Annotated in this window: 10 protein-coding genes; 5 read left to right on the top strand and 5 right to left on the bottom strand. The window is 50.9% G+C overall.

Annotated features, from left to right (window positions below; genetic code table 11):
* Positions 1-217: 217 nt before the first annotated feature.
* Positions 218-826, top strand: a complete 609-nt coding sequence (locus LCH85_01755) for a pentapeptide repeat-containing protein (protein ID MCA0350697.1) — start codon at positions 218-220, stop codon at positions 824-826.
* Positions 827-902: 76 nt separating this feature from the next.
* Here the strand turns inward: LCH85_01755 and LCH85_01750 are convergent, their stop codons facing one another.
* Entirely contained in the window at positions 903-2,603 is a 1,701-nt protein-coding gene (locus LCH85_01750) for a von Willebrand factor type A domain-containing protein (GenBank protein MCA0350696.1), read from the bottom strand.
* Positions 2,604-2,906: 303 nt separating this feature from the next.
* Between LCH85_01750 and LCH85_01745 the strand changes: the two genes are divergently transcribed.
* The 3 genes from LCH85_01745 (at position 2,907) to LCH85_01735 (ending at position 7,405) form a co-directional block, all read left to right on the top strand.
* Positions 2,907-3,827, top strand: coding sequence for an alpha/beta hydrolase (locus tag LCH85_01745; GenBank protein ID MCA0350695.1), 921 nt, complete (start codon positions 2,907-2,909; stop codon positions 3,825-3,827).
* Between the two features lie 38 nt (positions 3,828-3,865).
* The gene (locus LCH85_01740) at positions 3,866-4,219 is read left to right on the top strand and encodes a hypothetical protein (protein MCA0350694.1); all 354 of its coding nucleotides are present in this window, start codon (positions 3,866-3,868) and stop codon (positions 4,217-4,219) included.
* 336 nt (positions 4,220-4,555) lie between these two features.
* On the top strand, positions 4,556-7,405 hold the full coding sequence (locus LCH85_01735; protein MCA0350693.1) for a cellulose binding domain-containing protein: 2,850 nt from the start codon (positions 4,556-4,558) through the stop codon (positions 7,403-7,405).
* Between the two features lie 89 nt (positions 7,406-7,494).
* On the opposite strand, the gene LCH85_01730 is transcribed toward LCH85_01735, so the two are convergent.
* Positions 7,495-10,326, bottom strand: coding sequence for a PAS domain S-box protein (locus tag LCH85_01730; GenBank protein MCA0350692.1), 2,832 nt, complete (start codon positions 10,324-10,326; stop codon positions 7,495-7,497).
* Positions 10,327-10,691: 365 nt separating this feature from the next.
* Between LCH85_01730 and LCH85_01725 the strand changes: the two genes are divergently transcribed.
* Positions 10,692-14,081, top strand: coding sequence for a glycoside hydrolase family 6 protein (locus LCH85_01725; protein MCA0350691.1), 3,390 nt, complete (start codon positions 10,692-10,694; stop codon positions 14,079-14,081).
* 87 nt (positions 14,082-14,168) lie between these two features.
* Here the strand turns inward: LCH85_01725 and LCH85_01720 are convergent, their stop codons facing one another.
* From LCH85_01720 to LCH85_01710, 3 genes are all read right to left on the bottom strand, one after another.
* Positions 14,169-14,813: a sulfoxide reductase heme-binding subunit YedZ gene (locus LCH85_01720; protein ID MCA0350690.1), complete on the bottom strand. Its 645-nt coding sequence runs from the start codon at positions 14,811-14,813 to the stop codon at positions 14,169-14,171.
* 111 nt (positions 14,814-14,924) lie between these two features.
* Positions 14,925-15,833, bottom strand: a complete 909-nt coding sequence (gene msrP / locus LCH85_01715; GenBank protein ID MCA0350689.1) for a protein-methionine-sulfoxide reductase catalytic subunit MsrP — start codon at positions 15,831-15,833, stop codon at positions 14,925-14,927.
* 195 nt (positions 15,834-16,028) lie between these two features.
* Positions 16,029-16,817: a class I SAM-dependent methyltransferase gene (locus tag LCH85_01710; protein ID MCA0350688.1), complete on the bottom strand. Its 789-nt coding sequence runs from the start codon at positions 16,815-16,817 to the stop codon at positions 16,029-16,031.
* Positions 16,818-17,030: the final 213 nt, after the last annotated feature.

The raw sequence follows: 17,030 nt of genomic DNA, 5'->3' as shown, positions 1-17,030 counted from the left end.
CGTTGGTATGATTGCCCAAACAATTGCTCTTTTGGTTTCATTCTTGCCTGCAATGCCTCGAATTCAACAGCGTAGCTGGAGTTCTAGATACCTTTTGGCTTGGTCACCGAACGATGAGCATACTTCTTGCTTAGGCTTGCGCTAATAGCAAACCCCAACGCTCATCATTATTCGCCCTTGCTCTTTTAACCACGACGTTAAATGAAGGTAGACTGCTATGACAACCCAGCGCGATGTTTTGGTTTTGGACGTACAAAACCACCCTGTTCAAACGCCCGTTTCGTCGGCCTATCGCAGCAACATGCAATTTGCCCGCTTGCGTCACCACGATTTTTGTGATGCACAATTGGCAGATACCCAATTCAACTTGGCTGATTTAGTGCGTGCCCAATTAAGTGGCGCTAATCTTCAACGCGCTAATTTTCATCGCGCTCGACTCAATCGAGTTGCTGCTGTCGCTGCAGATTTCCGTGATGCAAATCTGAATCAAGCTCAATGCGATGGTGCTGATTTTACCAATGCTGATCTCTCAGGGGCCAACCTGAGCCAAGCTCAATTTTGTGGCGCAATCTTGGTCGATGCTAGTTTGTTTGGCGTTCGCTCCAATCAATCGACTCACCCAGCCCGCCAACAATTGAATTTCACTGGCGCTGATTTGCGCGGTGCTGATCTGCGCGATGCTGATCTGCGCAACGCTACCCTGACTGACGCTCAACTCCAAGGTGCTCGCTACAACGCTGGAACCTTGTGGCCATTGGGTTGGAATAGTGCTGACCATGGTTTGATTTTCGATGACCATCTGCTCGCTCGTGAGGTTGCTTGCTAGGTACTATTGTTCTTGTACTGGCATTCTGGTAATCAACGCCCATTTCAGTCGCTGAAACGGGCGTTGATTATTTTAGTTATTGGTGCATCTGCTCAGCCTGCCGCAGCAGGGTAACAAATTCAACGGCACTTTGATTATTGGGCAAATCTAGCGCCGCTTCTTCCGCCAGATCAAGCACATCAAGGATATCAGTGCCGTTATTCCAACGTGAATGGCGTAAGAGTTCAGCGTATTCGGCGACGCTCGTTGCCAAGTGCATTCGCGCACTAGCGCGATCAAAGCTGCGATGAATTTGCGCTGTTGAAATATTCAGGCTTTCCTCAACTGGCGCGTTGGTATCCATGCTGATATACCGAATATTAACTTGGGCGATTGGGCCTTGGGCCTCAGGATGGCGCTTAATTTCATACAGCGCTGTCACACTATGGCCCGCACCAACTTCGCCACCATCAACACTGTCGTTGCGGAAGTCGCTATCGGCTACTGCACGATTTTCATAGCCAATCAAGCGATATCGTTTCACCACATTGGGATCAAAATTAACTTGGATTTTGGCTTCGCGCCCGATGGTTTGTAGTGAGCCAGTCAATTGCTCACCAAACAGGCGTTGGGCTTCATCGGCTGAATCGAAATAGGCATAATTGCCATCGCCTTTATCGGCCAGTTGCTCCAACAAAATGTCGTTGTAGTTGCCCATGCCCACGCCATAGGTCGAAAGCTGAACGCCTGCATCAAGATATTGTTGGAAGGTCGCGAGCAGTTGGCTTGGTTCGGTCATGCCGCTATTGGCTACACCATCTGAGCAGAGCAAAATCCGATTGATGCCTTCAGGTTTGTAGGCTTGCCAGGCTAATTCAAAGCCTTTATAGAGTCCTGCTTCGGCGTTGGTGCTGCCAGCTGGCTCAAGTGAGTTGATTGCGGTGATGATATCCATCTGATTTGCACCCGAAGTTGGGTTTAATACCACCCGCATTCCATCGTTGAAGGCCACAATTGCCAAACTATCGTCAGGCTCAAGTTGCCCCGCCAAATAAATCAGGGCATTTTTGACCATTTCCAAGCGATTATCTTGCGCCATCGATCCCGATGTATCGATCACAAAGGTAAGGGCGGCAGGTTTGCGATCAGCGACTTCGATACTTCGAGCTTGGATTCCAATTTGCACTAGCTCGTAGTTGGGGCCGCCAAATGGCGATGGTGCTACTTCGCTGTAGATTGCAAAATCGCCATCCTCGGGCTGGGGATACTCATAATCAAAGGCGTTCAAATATTCTTCGACTCGCACTGAATCGGCTGGCGGCAAGAGGCCTTGGTTGATGCTACTGCGCATCAGGCTGTACGAGGCACTATCAATATCCATCGCAAAGGTCGATAAGGGGTCGGTTTCTGTTCGCACGAATGGATTTGTGCCATAATTTTTAAAATACATCGAATCAAAGATTTCTTGATCTTGTTCGTAGGCGTAATTTGGATTTGGATCGATCGGTTGGGTTGGCAGCTCCCACGTATCAACCAAAGGCTGACCAACCGCAGGATTTGGCACTGGCTGACCGGCATTTGCTGCTTGAGTTGGCGCTGGCTGTGGCGCTGGCGCTGCGCTCGTTGCTTCGGCAGTCGGCCATTGTGGTGCTGGCTCTGGCTCATCAGCATTGATCGGTGGCCGTGGCTGCGGCGCTGGCCGTTGTGGCTGCGGATTGATGGTCGGTAAGCTCGCTTCTCCCCCACAAGCGCTGATGATCAATGCGATCAGCACAATGCTGCTTCGTTTTAGTCGCATAACATCCTCTTTTTGGTTAAATTGATAAGGCATTGTGGACCACACCGATCAAACGTTGTTGGCTCCTCTTTGGTTCCCTTGTGTATCTGTAGGTTTCTACTCTGCTCTTCGAACTTCGATTTGCGAATTGACCGCATTGGCAATTGGTGCTCCTTTGGGTGATCCAGCTTTAGCATACCTGCCTGAAATGGCGAAAAAAGGGATTTTTGCTGGTAAATCACTGCCATTTACTGTACAAATTGGGCTTAATCTGCTATTTAGCAGGCTAATTGAACATGATGTTTGGTTTGAAAGGGGTTGTCGATGCAGCTTTCAATGGTCGCGCCTGAATTACAACGCTATGTCCGCCGGATTCCACCTTTGCCGTTGGGCAGCGCTTGGGGGCGGCGTTTTGTACGTTGGTTAGGCAGTCGCATTCCGGCCAATCAGTTTGATGGAGTGACGATTGAACAACGCAACGATTTAAATCCCCCAGTACGCATTTATCGCCCCGCTGTTTGTCGCTCAACGGCTGCATTGTTTTGGATTCACGGCGGCGGGATGATTATTGGCCAGGCTGCGCAAGATGATCAATGGTGTGCCACGACGGCGCAACGCTTAGGGATTGTGGTGGTTTCGGTGGAATATCGATTGGCTCCCGAACACCCATTTCCTGCCCCGCTTGATGATTGTTTGGCTGGTTGGCAGTGGCTTCAGCAGCAGGCCGCGACGCTAGCGATTGACCCAGTGCGGGTGGTGCTTGGTGGCGAAAGTGCTGGCGGTGGTTTGTCAGCAAGTTTGGCGCAACGCTTGGTTGATCTGGGCACGACTCAGCCGCTGGCTCAATTGCTGTTTTGTCCAATGCTTGATGACCGCACGACGACCAAGGTTGAATTGAGCAAAATTGACCATTTTGTTTGGAATAATCGCAAAAATTTAATCGGTTGGCAGGCCTATTTGGCGACCAAACCCGGCATTGATGCAATTCCAGCCTATGCAGTGCCTGCGCGACGCGAAAACCTGCAAGGCTTGCCACCAACGTGGATCGGTGTTGGCGATATTGATTTGTTTTACCAAGAAGATCGTTTGTATGCTGAGCGTTTACAAACGGCTGGAGTTGACGTAACGTTTGAGATTACAACTGGTGGGCCGCATGGTTTTCAGAATTGGGCCTTTGCTAGTGCAATTTCCCAAGCGTTTATTGACAAAGCCCATGTATGGATGCAAACACAGATTGCACACTGAGCCAATTTGCTCATTAACGATAACGATGTGAGGGATTAATGACGACCTGCTATCTTATTTTTAATACCACCAAAGCAGAATATATTGCCTTTACGCGACTCCCGGTCTGTACAAAACAGGAAATTATTAACTATCCAATTGCTACAGCGATGATTGCCTTTTATCTCCTGCACAATAGTGGAGACACAATTATTGCCTTATCGGAATACGATGAAGCAACATTTCCTGACCGATTCAATACCTATCGAGAAGTAACTGATGTAACCCTTGATCGCATGATTGAACATGGTATTGCATTCGACGTTAATCGTGAGTATTTATTTGAGAATGATCCGACAATCTATACGCGACACATGGAACTCCAAGAAATTACATGGACTTATCGAGAGTAGTGGTTACATAAACTCAGGGTTCATGGTTAAATTGCTAACTTTTTAATGAATTCTAAAGTTTTAGTATTGACTTGCGGCTTTTTTTAGCTAAGATGCTTGATTAATTGCAATTTAATTTTTGAGACCGATCCCAAATACCTATTTATCAAAGGGGGTTTTATTCGTTCATTGAGCTTACCAAGGGTTAATTTATTGATATTTCTGGAACCGATTCCATAACTAATTAATTATTACTTAAAGGTCAAGCCCATGTTGCTTGTCGTTGTTGCCAGTGCTTGCCTGCTGCTTTAAACCAAACATCGTAACCAAAAATAGGGTGCAAAGGAGACCCCATCTATGCGAATGCTAAAGATGGCCGCAGCAGTAGTGGTGCTGTTTGCAGGCGTAATTCAAGCGATGGTGGCCGTGCCGCAATCGCGGGCGGCAAGTAGTCAGCCATATAATTGGTCGAATGTCGAGATTGTTGGCGGTGGTTTTGTCCCAGGGATTATTTACAATCCAACTGAACGCGATTTGGTGTATGCCCGCACCGATATTGGTGGTGCATACCGCTGGAACCCCACAACCAAGCGTTGGATTCCCCTAACCGACTGGATTGGTGCAACCGATTGGAACTGGACTGGGATCGATAGCCTCGCGACCGACCCAGTTGATCCCAACCGCCTCTATTTGGCCGCTGGCACTTACACTAACGATTGGACTTCGGCCAACGGCGCGATTTTGCGCTCGACCAACAAAGGCAATTCGTGGGCCCGCACCGACCTGCCATTTAAACTTGGCGGTAATATGCCAGGCCGCTCGATGGGCGAACGTTTGGCGATTGACCCCAACAAAAATAGCGTGCTTTACCTCGGTACACGCGGCCAAGGCCTCTGGCGCAGCACCGATTATGGTGCAACCTGGGCGCAAGTTACTAGTTTTCCGGCGATTGGCAACTATACCGATCCCTATTTCAATGACCGTATTGGGGTAGTGTGGGTAACGTTTGATCCACGAACTGGCAGTAGTGGCAGCGCTTCGCAAACGATTTATGTTGGGGTTGCCGATACGACCACCAGTATTTATCGCAGCACCGACGGCGGGGCAACTTGGGCGGCATTACCCGGCCAACCAACCGCAGGCTATTTGCCACATCATGCTACTTTGGCCTCAAACGGCATGCTCTACATCACCTACAGCGATACACCTGGCCCCTATGATGGTGGCAAGGGTGATGTTTGGAAATATAACACCGCCACCCAAGCTTGGACGAACATTAGCCCAATTCCTTCGAGCAGCGCCGACGATTATTTTGGCTATGGCGGCTTGGCGGTTGATGCGCAAAATCCCAATACCTTGTTGGTAACCAGCCTCAATTCATGGTGGCCTGATGCCTTGATTTATCGCAGCACCGATGGCGGCGCGACATGGAGCGGTATTTGGGAATGGGCCAACTATCCCGAACGCACCTTCCGCTATACTCAAGATATTAGCAGTTCGCCATGGCTTGACTTTGGTGGTAATGCAACCGCACCTGAAGTTGCACCTAAATTGGGCTGGATGATCGGCGATATCGAGATTGATCCATTCAACTCAGATCGCATGCTCTATGGCACTGGCGCAACGATTTATGGCACCGATAATTTGACTGCTTGGGATACTGGCGGCAAAGTTGCCCTCGATGTGCGGGCCCATGGCCTTGAAGAAACCGCAGTTCTCGAATTGGTTAGCCCACCAGAAGGTGTGCACTTGGTAAGTGCCTTGGGTGATATTGCTGGCTTCTACCATACCGATCTGACTAAGGCTCCACCGTGGTCGGCTAGCCTCAAATTTGGCTCATCGACCAGCATCGATTTTGCTGGAACCCGCCCGAATGTGATGGCTCGCACAGGCTATGTTGGCGAAGGCAGCACGGTCAAACGGGTGGCGTGTTCATGGGATGGTGGCCAAAATTGGTCGCACGCCAGCAGTGAACCTACTGGCTCAGTTGGCGGCGGCAAAATCGCCATGGCTGCTGATGCTTCGATGATTGTTTGGAGCGGTACGACTGCCCCAGTCAGTTACTCGATGGGCTGTGGCAATAGTTGGTCGGCGAGTGCTGGTATTCCGGCTGGAGCAGTCGTAATTGCTGATCGAGTAAAATCGACGACGTTCTACGGCATCGCCAATGGTACGCTCTATCGTAGCACCGATGCTGCTCGCAACTTTACCGCTGTTGCAACGGGCTTGCCCACCAAGAGCGCCAAAATCGAGGCCGTTTTGGGCATCGAAGGCGATTTGTGGTTGGCTGGCGGCCAAGATGGCTTGTTCCATTCAACCGATGGTGGCACAACATTCAGCAAAATTGCTGGAGTGCAGGTTGCCAATGTGGTTGGTTTTGGTAAGGCAGCACCTGGCCAAAGCTATCAAGCAATCTACATTACCGGAGCCATTGATGGCGTAGAAGGCTTCTTCCGCTCAGATGATGGCGGCATAACCTGGGTGCGCATCAACGACGATCAACATCAATATGGCTCGACCAACGAAACTATTACTGGCGACCCACGGATTTATGGGCGGGTTTATATTGGAACGAATGGTCGTGGGATTATTTATGGTGATATTGCTGGCTCAACTCCCACCAATACACCAGTTCCAGCTACGGCTACGCCAACCCGTTCAACCGCAATTCCCTATACGCCAACTGCGACCTCAACTCGTGTACCAACCGCTACGCCAACGAGTTTGCCGCCGACTGCGACCTCGACTCGCGTGCCAACGGCGACTCCGCTGACTTCAACTGCGATTCCCTACACGCCAACGCCAACCTCAACCCGTGTACCAACGGCAACCCCAATTACGCCAACCAGTTTGCCCTACACCCCAACGTCAACTCCAGCGCCTGGTGGCTGCCGGATTAACTATGTGGTTAATCAGTGGAATACCGCGTTTACGGGCGGTGTGACGATTACCAATTTGGGAGCGCCGATTAGTGGTGGTTGGACGTTGACCTGGAATTTTGCCAATGGTCAAACGGTGACGAGCAGTTGGAATACTGTGCTGACCCAAACTGGTTCAGCTGTGACTGCCAAGCATAGCGCCGATTGGAATGCCAATATTCCGACTAATGGCACGCAGAGCTTTGGCTTTATTGCTAGTCATAATGGCACAAATGCTGTGCCAACCAACTTTGTTTTGAATGGCGTTGCTTGTAGCGTTGCGCCATAACCAAATCGCCAAGCGAGCCTGTTTCTAGGCGGCAGGCTCGCTTATGTTGGATTCAAGGCCACAAGTGAGGTTGCTTCTAGGCGGCAAGCTTACTTGTGGCTTTGTTGGAGCAAATCGTGAATTTTATTGGCCAAGTCGGTAATTTCAAATGGTTTGCTGAGCAATTCCATATAGGCTTCTAGCTCGCCGCTACGCACTGCCGCCCGATCGGTGTAGCCACTGACCAGCAAAATTGGCAAGGTTGGATAGCGCTGGCGGATATGCAGCGCTAGATCGTAGCCATCAGTCTTAGGCAAACCAATATCGCTAATTACCAAATCAATCGGCGCAGCCTGCTCGAAGAAGGCTAAGGCACTGCTGGCATCCTCGGCCTCAAGCGTGTGGTAACCCAACTCGCCAAGCACATCGATCAACACCATACGCACCGCCTCATCATCTTCAACCACTAAAATGGTAGCTCCCTCGATGCTGCGAGCTTGGGCCGATTCGGCGGCAAAGCCATGCTCAAGCCCACTTTGGTCACGCGGCAAATAGAGCTTGACGCTGGTGCCTTGTTCGAGTTGGCTCTCAATTTGAATATGCCCGCCAATTTGTTTGATAAAGCCATAAATCATCGATAAACCCAACCCTGTGCCTTGCCCCAAGGGTTTGGTGGTAAAAAATGGATCGAAAGCGCGTTCGATTACCTCACTACTCATACCAGTGCCGCTATCGATGACTTCGATTAATACATATTCATGCGGATCAAGTTGCAGTTGCTGGGCTTGTTGCGCGTTGATATTGCTGGTGCTAATGGTCAGAATTCCGCCGTAGGGCATGGCATCACGGGCGTTGATCGCCAAGTTGAGCAAGGCGTTTTCAAGCTGATTGGCATCGGTGCGCACCCGCCAAACGTCATCACTGAGGTTGGTTGCCACCTGAATTTGCTCGCCAAGGCTGCGTTGGAGCAAATCGTCGAGCGATTGGATCAGGCTATTGATGTTGATTGGTTGCACATCCAGCGCTTGCTGGCGCGAGAATGCTAATAGACGTTGGGTTAATGCAGCGGCACGTTTGGCCGATTTAATTGCACTGTTGATGTAGCGCTCAATTGTATCGAAACGGCCTACGTTGATGCGGCGTTGCAGCAAATCCAGTCCACCCAAAATGCTAGTTAAAATGTTGTTAAAATCGTGGGCGATGCCGCCTGTGAGTTGACCGATTGCCTCCATTTTTTGCGATTGCCGCAATTGGGTTTGCATACGTTCGATTTCAGCTTGGCGCTGTTTTTCGTTGCTAATATCACGGGCAACGCAATAGAGATAGCCATTATCTAGCACTGCCGTCCACGAAAGCCAATGATATTCGCCGTCACGACTGCGAAAACGATTTTCAAAATAGCTAGTGGGAATGCCATTGGCTAGCTTGGCAACCTCTTGGCGTGTGCGTTCATGGTCGTCGGGGTGTTCAAGCCATTCGCTGGTGCGCCCAAGAATATCGCTATCATTCCAGCCGAGTGTGCGTTGCCAAGCAGGATTGATCGCGAGCCAATTGCCCGTTGGGTCAGCAATGCCTAACAGATCTTGACTGACCAGCCAAATTCGGTCGCGCTCACGAGTGCGTTGGGCGACCAAGCCTTCTAAATCGTTGTTGAGCGCTTGGAGTTGTTTTTCGGTGCGTTTTTCGCGGTCGATATCGATGATTGTGATCAAACCACCAGTAATCGTGTTATCAAGATCGCGGACTGGGCCGCCGATAACCTTGATCCAAGCCCGTGTGCCATCGCCCCGCTGGTAGTGGAAATCGCGCTCGGAAACTTGCCCAGTTTTGACAGCAATCGCCAGTGGATATTCTTCGATTGGCACAAGTTGATTGTGTTCATCGTAAGCGATCCATTCGCCGTAGGCCTCGGTCGCAGGCGATGGCAGCACCGGATGGCGCAAAATCTGCTCGACATGGGCATTGCCATCGGTGATCCGTCCAGTCGGAGTTTCGGCAAAAACCAAGCCGACGGGCAAGGTATCAAAAATTGCGCGTAAACGAGCCTCACTATGCTCTAAGGCATCTTCGCGGCGTTTACGCTCGGTAATATCGATTAATACGCCAGGAAAACGTTGCGGCTGATTGTGCTCAAAAATGCAAAAGCCATTGGCCTCGACCCAGCGATAATCGCCGTCGCGGTGGAGCACGCGATATTCAGCGCGATATGACTGACCGCTGTGAATTGCCGATTGAATTAATTGGGCAATGGTCGCTTGATCATCGGGATGAATCGCCTCAAGCATGGTTTCGACGCTCACGCCTTGGCTGGCGAGGGTTGGGTCAAGCGCAAAATATTCGGCAAAGCGCGGATCGACGATACAGCGATCAGCCACAATATCCCAATCCCATGTGCCGATCAGTAAGCCAGCATCCAAGGCTAATTGGAAGCGTTCTTCGGCGCGATGGCGTTGTTGTTCAGCTAAAACTTGGGCAGTTATTTCGACCACCAGCGCCATGACCCCGAGAATTTCACCGTTTTGGTCAAAAATCGGGCTATAACTAAGATCAAACCAGACTTGTTCGTTACGGCCATTGCGTTGCAACATAAAGTTGCGTTTTTGGTAAGTAAGGCTTTTGCCCGCAAAGACCTGATCGAGGATCGATTGATTGAAATCGGCGGCTTCGGGCCAAGCGGCGGTAACGGGCTGACCAAATACTGTAGGGTGACGTGAGCCAGCAATGACCGCATAACCAGCGTTGTAGATCATAATGCCTTGCCGACCCCATAGCGTTGCGATCGCTACCGGAACTGCCAGCATCATATCAACGATACTGCGCATGGCAATTGGCCAAGTATCCATCACCCCAAGCGGCGTTGAGCTCCAATCGAACTCATTCAGCAGCTTGGTTATCGTAGCTTGATCGATGCGTGGCTCGGCGGGTCGTAGCGAATTCGGCATGGCGTTCTGATCCTTGTCTGGCCTTAAAAAGTGTGCTGCTATTGTATCAAAAACGTTGCCACCGATTCTGATTTTACGAATCTGAATTTACTTAAGAAACTCTAAAGATTTGCTATTGACAAAATTGGTTAAAAGCTTTAACATTCGTCCAACAGTCTTGGGATCGCTCTCAAACAACGCCATCGCCTCCCCTCTCAAGACCTGTTTTACCCACATTAAGCTATCTAAATGAGACCGGTTCCAAAGGAGGGCAGCCACTTCATAGGCAGTTTCCACGTTGAACGACAATGAATTGTTTGTGTACATAAAACCATGCGCGTTTTAATCGATGAAGAGTACACATACTACGCAAGGAGGCGAATTCGATGGCTCGGATCTTTAATTCCCGTGGATTAATTCTTGTTCTTTTGACCGCCGTGGTTGGCAGTGGCCTAGGCCAATTGAATGCTAAACCAACCGCCGCAGCTACTAGCTGCGAAGTCGTCTATAACATTGCTAACGATTGGGGTAGCGGTTTTATTGGCGATGTGACGCTTAAAAACACTGGTTCAGCCGTTTCAAGCTGGACGCTCGGCTGGTCGTTTGCTGGCAACCAAAACATCTCAAATCTTTGGGGTGGGGTTGTCTCGCAAAGCGGCGCGAATGTGAGCGTTAGCAATGCAGGCTGGAATGGCAACATCGGCACTGGCGGCACGGTAAACTTCGGTTTCCAAGCTGGCTATAGTGGCGCAAATGCTAAGCCAACCGTCTTTACCCTCAATGGTGTAACTTGTGGCGGCACGGTTGTTCCAACTACAGTTCCAACCAACACCACAGTTCCAACCACACCACCAACCAATACACCGGTTCCAAGCGCAACCACGCGCCCAACGAACACAACGATTCCAACTACTCCACCAACGAGCACAACTGGCCCAACGAATGTTCCAACGAACACGCCAGTTCCAAGTGCAACCACGCGCCCAACCAACACGACAGTTCCGACTACTCCACCAACCAGCACGACTGGCCCAACCAATACGCCAGCACCAACAACTGTCCCAGGTGTCCATGTTGCTAACCCATTTGTGGGGGCACAAGGCTACATCAACAGTGAATATGCTGCGCGGGTGAACGCCGAAGCCAATGCCACTGGTGGCACGCTTGGTTCACAAATGCGTCAAGTGGCCTCGTATCCAACTGCTGTGTGGCTCGACCGGATTGCCGCAATCGCTGGCAGCAGCGACGCGATGGGCTTACGCGCTCACCTTGATGCCGCACTGGTGCAACAACAAACCAGTGGTCAACAAGTGGCAATCTCAATTGTCGTGTATGACTTGCCCAACCGCGACTGTGCCGCGTTGGCTTCGAACGGCGAGTTGAAAATCTCGGAAAATGGCTTAGCCCGCTACCGCACGGAGTATATCGACCCAATCGCAACGATTTTGGGCGATAGCAAGTATGCCTCATTGCGGATTGTGGTGGTCTTGGAACCGGATTCACTTTCGAATTTGGTGACCAATGCCAGCATTCCCGCTTGTGCTGAAGCGATTTCGAGCGGAGCCTACGTCCAAGGTGTCCAATATGCCATCAACAAACTGAATGTGACCAGCAACGTCTACATCTACATGGACATTGCCCACTCAGGCTGGTTGGGCTGGGACAGCAACTTCACACCAGCGATTCAGCTGTACACCCAAACGGTGCGTGGCACGACCAAAGGCTTGAACGGGATCGATGGCTTTATCTCGAATACCGCCAACTACACACCATTGAACGAAGTGTTCTTGCCAAACTCCGGCTTGACCTTAGGTGGTGGCAACCCAATTCGCTCGTCGTTGTTCTACGAATGGAACCCGTACTTCGACGAAACCGATTATGTGTTGGCGATGCGCAATGCCTTCATCACCGCCGGATTCCCAAGCGGTATCGGGATGTTGATTGATACCAGCCGCAACGGTTGGGGTGGCACGGCTCGGCCAACGATGGTGAGCAGCTCGAATTCATTGGAAATCTATGTCAACGATTCGAAGCTGGATCGTCGCCCGCATCGTGGTGGCTGGTGTAACCAGTCGGGTGCAGGGATTGGCGAACGGCCAACAGCAGCACCAGTGAGCGGGATTGATGCCTATGTGTGGGTCAAACCTCCAGGCGAATCAGACGGTGTGGCGACGGCAGGGGTGATTGACCCAACCGACCCCGCCAAGCAGTTTGACGCAATGTGTGACCCGAACGCGCAAAACCGCTACAACACGGCGTATCCAACCAATGCCTTGGCGGGAGCACCGCACGCAGGTCGCTGGTTCCCATCGCAATTTGCAATGTTGGTTCGCAACGCCTATCCACCAATTTCACAATCGACCAACCCAACAACTACTCCGGTGGCAACGACGGTTCCACCAACCAGCACGCCAGTTGGCACATCAGCGCCAACCAGCACACCAGCACCAACCAGCACTCCAGCACCAACGAGTGTTCCAGGTGTCCATGTTGCCAACCCATTTGTGGGCGCACAAGGCTACATCAACAGTGAATATGCTGCCCGCGTGAACGCCGAAGCCAATGCCACTGGTGGCACGCTTGGTTCACAAATGCGCAAGGTTGCTTCATACCCAACCGCTGTGTGGCTCGACCGGATTGCCGCAATCGCTGGCAGCAGCGACGCGATGGGCTTACGCGCTCACCTTGATGCTGCGTTAGTGCAACAACAAACCAGCGGTCAACAAGTGGCAATCTCAATTGTGGTCTACGACTTGCCCAACCGTGACTGTGCCGCCTTGGCCTCGAACGGCGAGTTGAAAATCTCCGAAAATGGCTTGAATCGCTATAAAACCGAGTATATCGACCCGATTGCCGCCATCGTGGGCGAGAGCCAATATGCTTCGTTGCGGATTGTGGTGATTTTGGAACCGGATTCACTCTCGAACTTGGTAACCAATGCCAGCATTCCGGCTTGTGCTGAAGCGATTTCGAGCGGAGCCTATGTCCAAGGTGTTCAATATGCCATCAACAAACTGAATGTGACCAGCAACGTCTACATCTACATGGACATTGCCCACTCAGGGTGGTTGGGCTGGGACAGCAACTTCACGCCAGCGATTCAGCTGTACACCCAAACGGTGCGCGGCACGACCAAAGGCTTGAACGGGATCGATGGCTTTATCTCGAACACGGCCAACTACACACCATTGAACGAAGTGTTCTTGCCAAACTCCGGCTTGACCTTGGGTGGTGGCAACCCGATTCGCTCGTCGTTGTTCTACGAATGGAACCCCTACTTCGACGAAACCGATTATGTGTTGGCGATGCGCAATGCCTTTATCACCGCCGGATTCCCAAGCGGTATCGGGATGTTGATTGATACCAGCCGCAACGGTTGGGGTGGCACGGCTCGGCCAACGATGGTGAGCAGTTCGAATTCATTGGAAATCTATGTCAACGATTCGAAGCTGGATCGTCGCCCGCATCGTGGTGGCTGGTGTAACCAGTCGGGTGCAGGGATTGGCGAACGGCCAACGGCAGCCCCCGTGAGCGGGATTGATGCCTATGTGTGGGTCAAACCTCCAGGCGAATCAGACGGTGTGGCGACGGCAGGGGTGATTGACCCAACCGACCCCGCCAAGCAGTTTGACGCAATGTGTGACCCGAACGCGCAAAACCGCTACAACACGGCCTACCCAACCAATGCCTTGGCGGGAGCACCGCACGCAGGCCGCTGGTTCCCATCACAATTTGCCATGTTGGTTCGCAACGCCTATCCTGCAATTGCACCGTAGGTTAGTTCCAACGCTGGACTAGCCACGATAGGCAAGCGAATACTCGTTCAAGGCTCAACGATTGTTAAGATCGTTGAGCCTTGAGTTTTAAGCGGTTTCGGTTGGGCGCTCAGGTTGTTTGGCTGGCTGGATTTGGCGTTTTGGCAGCCAACGCCGTAGCACAGGTAGCCGCAGCAGGAGTAACAAGCCAATCGCAGCACCATAGGCCAACGGTTCGCGAACATCAGCTTTAACTAACCAGACATAATGTAAGATGGCTAGGCCAGCAATTACATATACCAAGCGATGCAACAGTCGCCAGCGCTTTCCGAGCCGTCGCATCCAGCCCTTGGTTGAAGTAATTGCTAGAGGAATTAGCAACAGCCAGGCAACCAGGCCGACGATCATATAGCGTTTTTCGCCAATGGCCTCACTGATAAACTCCCAATCGAAGCCATAATCCCAGCCCACGAAAATCAAGAGGTGCAGGCAAACATAGAAAAAGGCATATAAACCCAAAGGGCGGCGCAGCACCGTTACTTGTTTAAATGGTGTAAAGATTTTGATTGGTGTACACGCTAGCGATAAGACCAAGATGACCAAGGCCGTTTTGCCAGTGCGCAGGGTCGCCGCCTGAATTGGATTAACTGTCAGTTGATCGGTTAAATAATCGAAGAGCAATAACCCAAACGGCACAAGACATGCCACATGGACTAAATAGCGCAGCCAATGACGTTTGAGTTGACTCACCATGTAGCCTACCTTTAATTAATGATATTGCTATGATTTACCAGTTGTTGCTCAAAGCTGCTTCGCTTCAACCATCGAGCATGCACCCCTCGCCCGTTTTGGGCTAGTGCGAGATTAATAGTTAGCTTTCAAATCAAGATCTTTGTAGAGCGCAGCAACTTCATCGGCATAACCATTGAAGGCCAAGGTTCGCCGCCGACCAGCCTCACCGATCCGTCGTTCGGTGGCTTGCGACCAGCGTGGATGCGGCACATCGGGATTAACATTGGCATAAAATCCATATTCATCAGGTGCTGCGTTCATCCATAAACTGGTTGGTTGCTCAGCCACAAGCTCAATTTTAACGATCGATTTGATGCTTTTGAAGCCATATTTCCATGGTACTGCCAGCCGCAAGGGTGCACCATTTTGGGGCAAAATTGGCTTGCCATACACGCCAGTTGCCATCAAGGTTAAATCGTGCATGGCTTCATCGAGCCGCAAGCCCTCGACATAGGGCCATGTGTAATAGCTGCTGCTTTGGCCTGGCATTTCTTCGGGGCGCATTACCGTTTCAAAGCGCACATATTTGGCGGCGCTAGTTGGTTCAACCTGTTTCAACAAGCCAGCGAGGCTAAAACCCGTCCATGGAATGACCATCGACCAGCCTTCGACACAGCGCAATCGATATACCCGTTCTTCTTGGGTAAATTGCTTGAGCAAATCTTCGATTGCAAAGGTTTGGGGTTTGTTGACCAAGCCGCCAACTTCGACCGTCCACGGGTTGGTCGTAAAATTCTTCGAAGCATCGGCGACGGCTTCTTTGTTGGTGGTAAATTCATAAAAATTGTTGTAATTGATGATCGATTCATAGGGTGTTTGTACATCAACGCCCGCTGGCAGGTCGCTGGTTTCACTGGTTTCGCTACCACAGGCGGCTAGAACAGCGGCACTACCAACCAAGGCCGCCGCCCCCTTGATAAATTGGCGGCGTGAGTAGAACAACGCTTCGGGTGTTATCTCCGAGGAAGGAATCTTTTTCATGCTCAGCATCCTTATTAATTAACAACTACTAACCCAACCTACGTCTGGCTAGCCCAAATAGATCCAAGTTGCTGTTGTTAGTATAGCGCTGAGATATTAATAGAGTATTACAACGGGCTTACAGCTTGCGATCAATAACAATCTGTAAAACAGAATTTGGTGGCGATACAAATCCAATCGCCACCTTTAATCACGTTATTCTGCTACGACACCTTTGATTGCATTAGCATGGGCTTCGATGCTAATGTGACCATCGGCGGCAATTGGTAAACTCGCTTGCAGTTGTGCTTGAACTGTTTGTTGTTGGGTGGTCGTCATCGCCCGAATTTGCGGGCCTACACTGGGTGCGCCAGTGACAGTTTCCCAGTAATCGGCAAAATCTACAAAATTGCGCCGTACTTTAATTACCGCAGTTTCAACCTTGGTCAGGCCTGCTTGTAGCCAAAGTTCGTGCATAACGGACAGTTGCGAGGCCTCAACGCTCGGCGGACGTGGGACGCTAATGCCTGCATCGATCAAGGCTTGTTGTAACAAGAAGTAGGGAAATCCACCGCCGAACATATCCCAAGCATAGGCTGAAACGCTGCCGCCTGGAGCAACTACCCGCACCATTTCGGCCACGCCCTGAGCTGGCTCAGGCACAAAGAAAATAACCAACGGCATGACTGCCGCATGCACACTATTATCCGCCAGCGGCAAGGCCATAGCATCAGCTTCATGCAGTTCAGCAGGGTAATTGGCTAAACGTTGCCGAGCAAAAGTAATTTGAGCCGCCGATGGATCGACCCCGGTGATCATGCTTGGCTGATGGCGTTCAACCACCATTTCGGTGAACGCTCCGTTGCCACAACCAACATCAAGCCAATTTAAACCAGTTTTGGGGGCAAGCCAATCAAGGAATTTAGCACCAACCAGCTGACTCCAGATGCCCATATAGCGCTCATAGGTTGCGCCATCTTCAAAGCGAATTTGGGTATTTGCCATTATATTGAGATCCTTCCACACAATAAATCTGTGCTGGCACTATAGTAGAAGCCCTAGGTTTTTTCAACTTTCAGTAGAGGGGGCAGGGTTCAGGGGTTCGGGTTCGGGGCATTGGAATAAGCAGCCTTTGCGCTCTTCGCGTTCTTCGTGGTTTCAGCTTTCGTGTCCTGCGTGTCCTGCGATCGAACATATAATCAAATAAATCTGTGCTAT

This window comes from Chloroflexota bacterium, assembly GCA_020161265.1.
In the GTDB taxonomy this organism is placed as follows: Bacteria; Chloroflexota; Chloroflexia; order Chloroflexales; family Herpetosiphonaceae; genus Herpetosiphon.
Note: the sequence above shows the minus strand (reverse complement) of the source record. Positions and strands in the feature narration are given on the sequence as shown.

What these genes read in the sequence shown, in the direction of transcription:
- LCH85_01755 (MCA0350697.1), top strand. Translation starts at nt 218, where the DNA reads ATGACAACCCAGCGCGATGTTTTGGTTTTGGACGTACAAAACCACCCT.
- LCH85_01750 (MCA0350696.1), bottom strand. Translation starts at nt 2,603, where the DNA reads ATGCGACTAAAACGAAGCAGCATTGTGCTGATCGCATTGATCATCAGC.
- LCH85_01745 (MCA0350695.1), top strand. Translation starts at nt 2,907, where the DNA reads ATGCAGCTTTCAATGGTCGCGCCTGAATTACAACGCTATGTCCGCCGG.
- LCH85_01740 (MCA0350694.1), top strand. Translation starts at nt 3,866, where the DNA reads ATGACGACCTGCTATCTTATTTTTAATACCACCAAAGCAGAATATATT.
- LCH85_01735 (MCA0350693.1), top strand. Translation starts at nt 4,556, where the DNA reads ATGCGAATGCTAAAGATGGCCGCAGCAGTAGTGGTGCTGTTTGCAGGC.
- LCH85_01730 (MCA0350692.1), bottom strand. Translation starts at nt 10,326, where the DNA reads ATGCCGAATTCGCTACGACCCGCCGAGCCACGCATCGATCAAGCTACG.
- LCH85_01725 (MCA0350691.1), top strand. Translation starts at nt 10,692, where the DNA reads ATGGCTCGGATCTTTAATTCCCGTGGATTAATTCTTGTTCTTTTGACC.
- LCH85_01720 (MCA0350690.1), bottom strand. Translation starts at nt 14,813, where the DNA reads ATGGTGAGTCAACTCAAACGTCATTGGCTGCGCTATTTAGTCCATGTG.
- msrP (MCA0350689.1), bottom strand. Translation starts at nt 15,833, where the DNA reads ATGAAAAAGATTCCTTCCTCGGAGATAACACCCGAAGCGTTGTTCTAC.
- LCH85_01710 (MCA0350688.1), bottom strand. Translation starts at nt 16,817, where the DNA reads ATGGCAAATACCCAAATTCGCTTTGAAGATGGCGCAACCTATGAGCGC.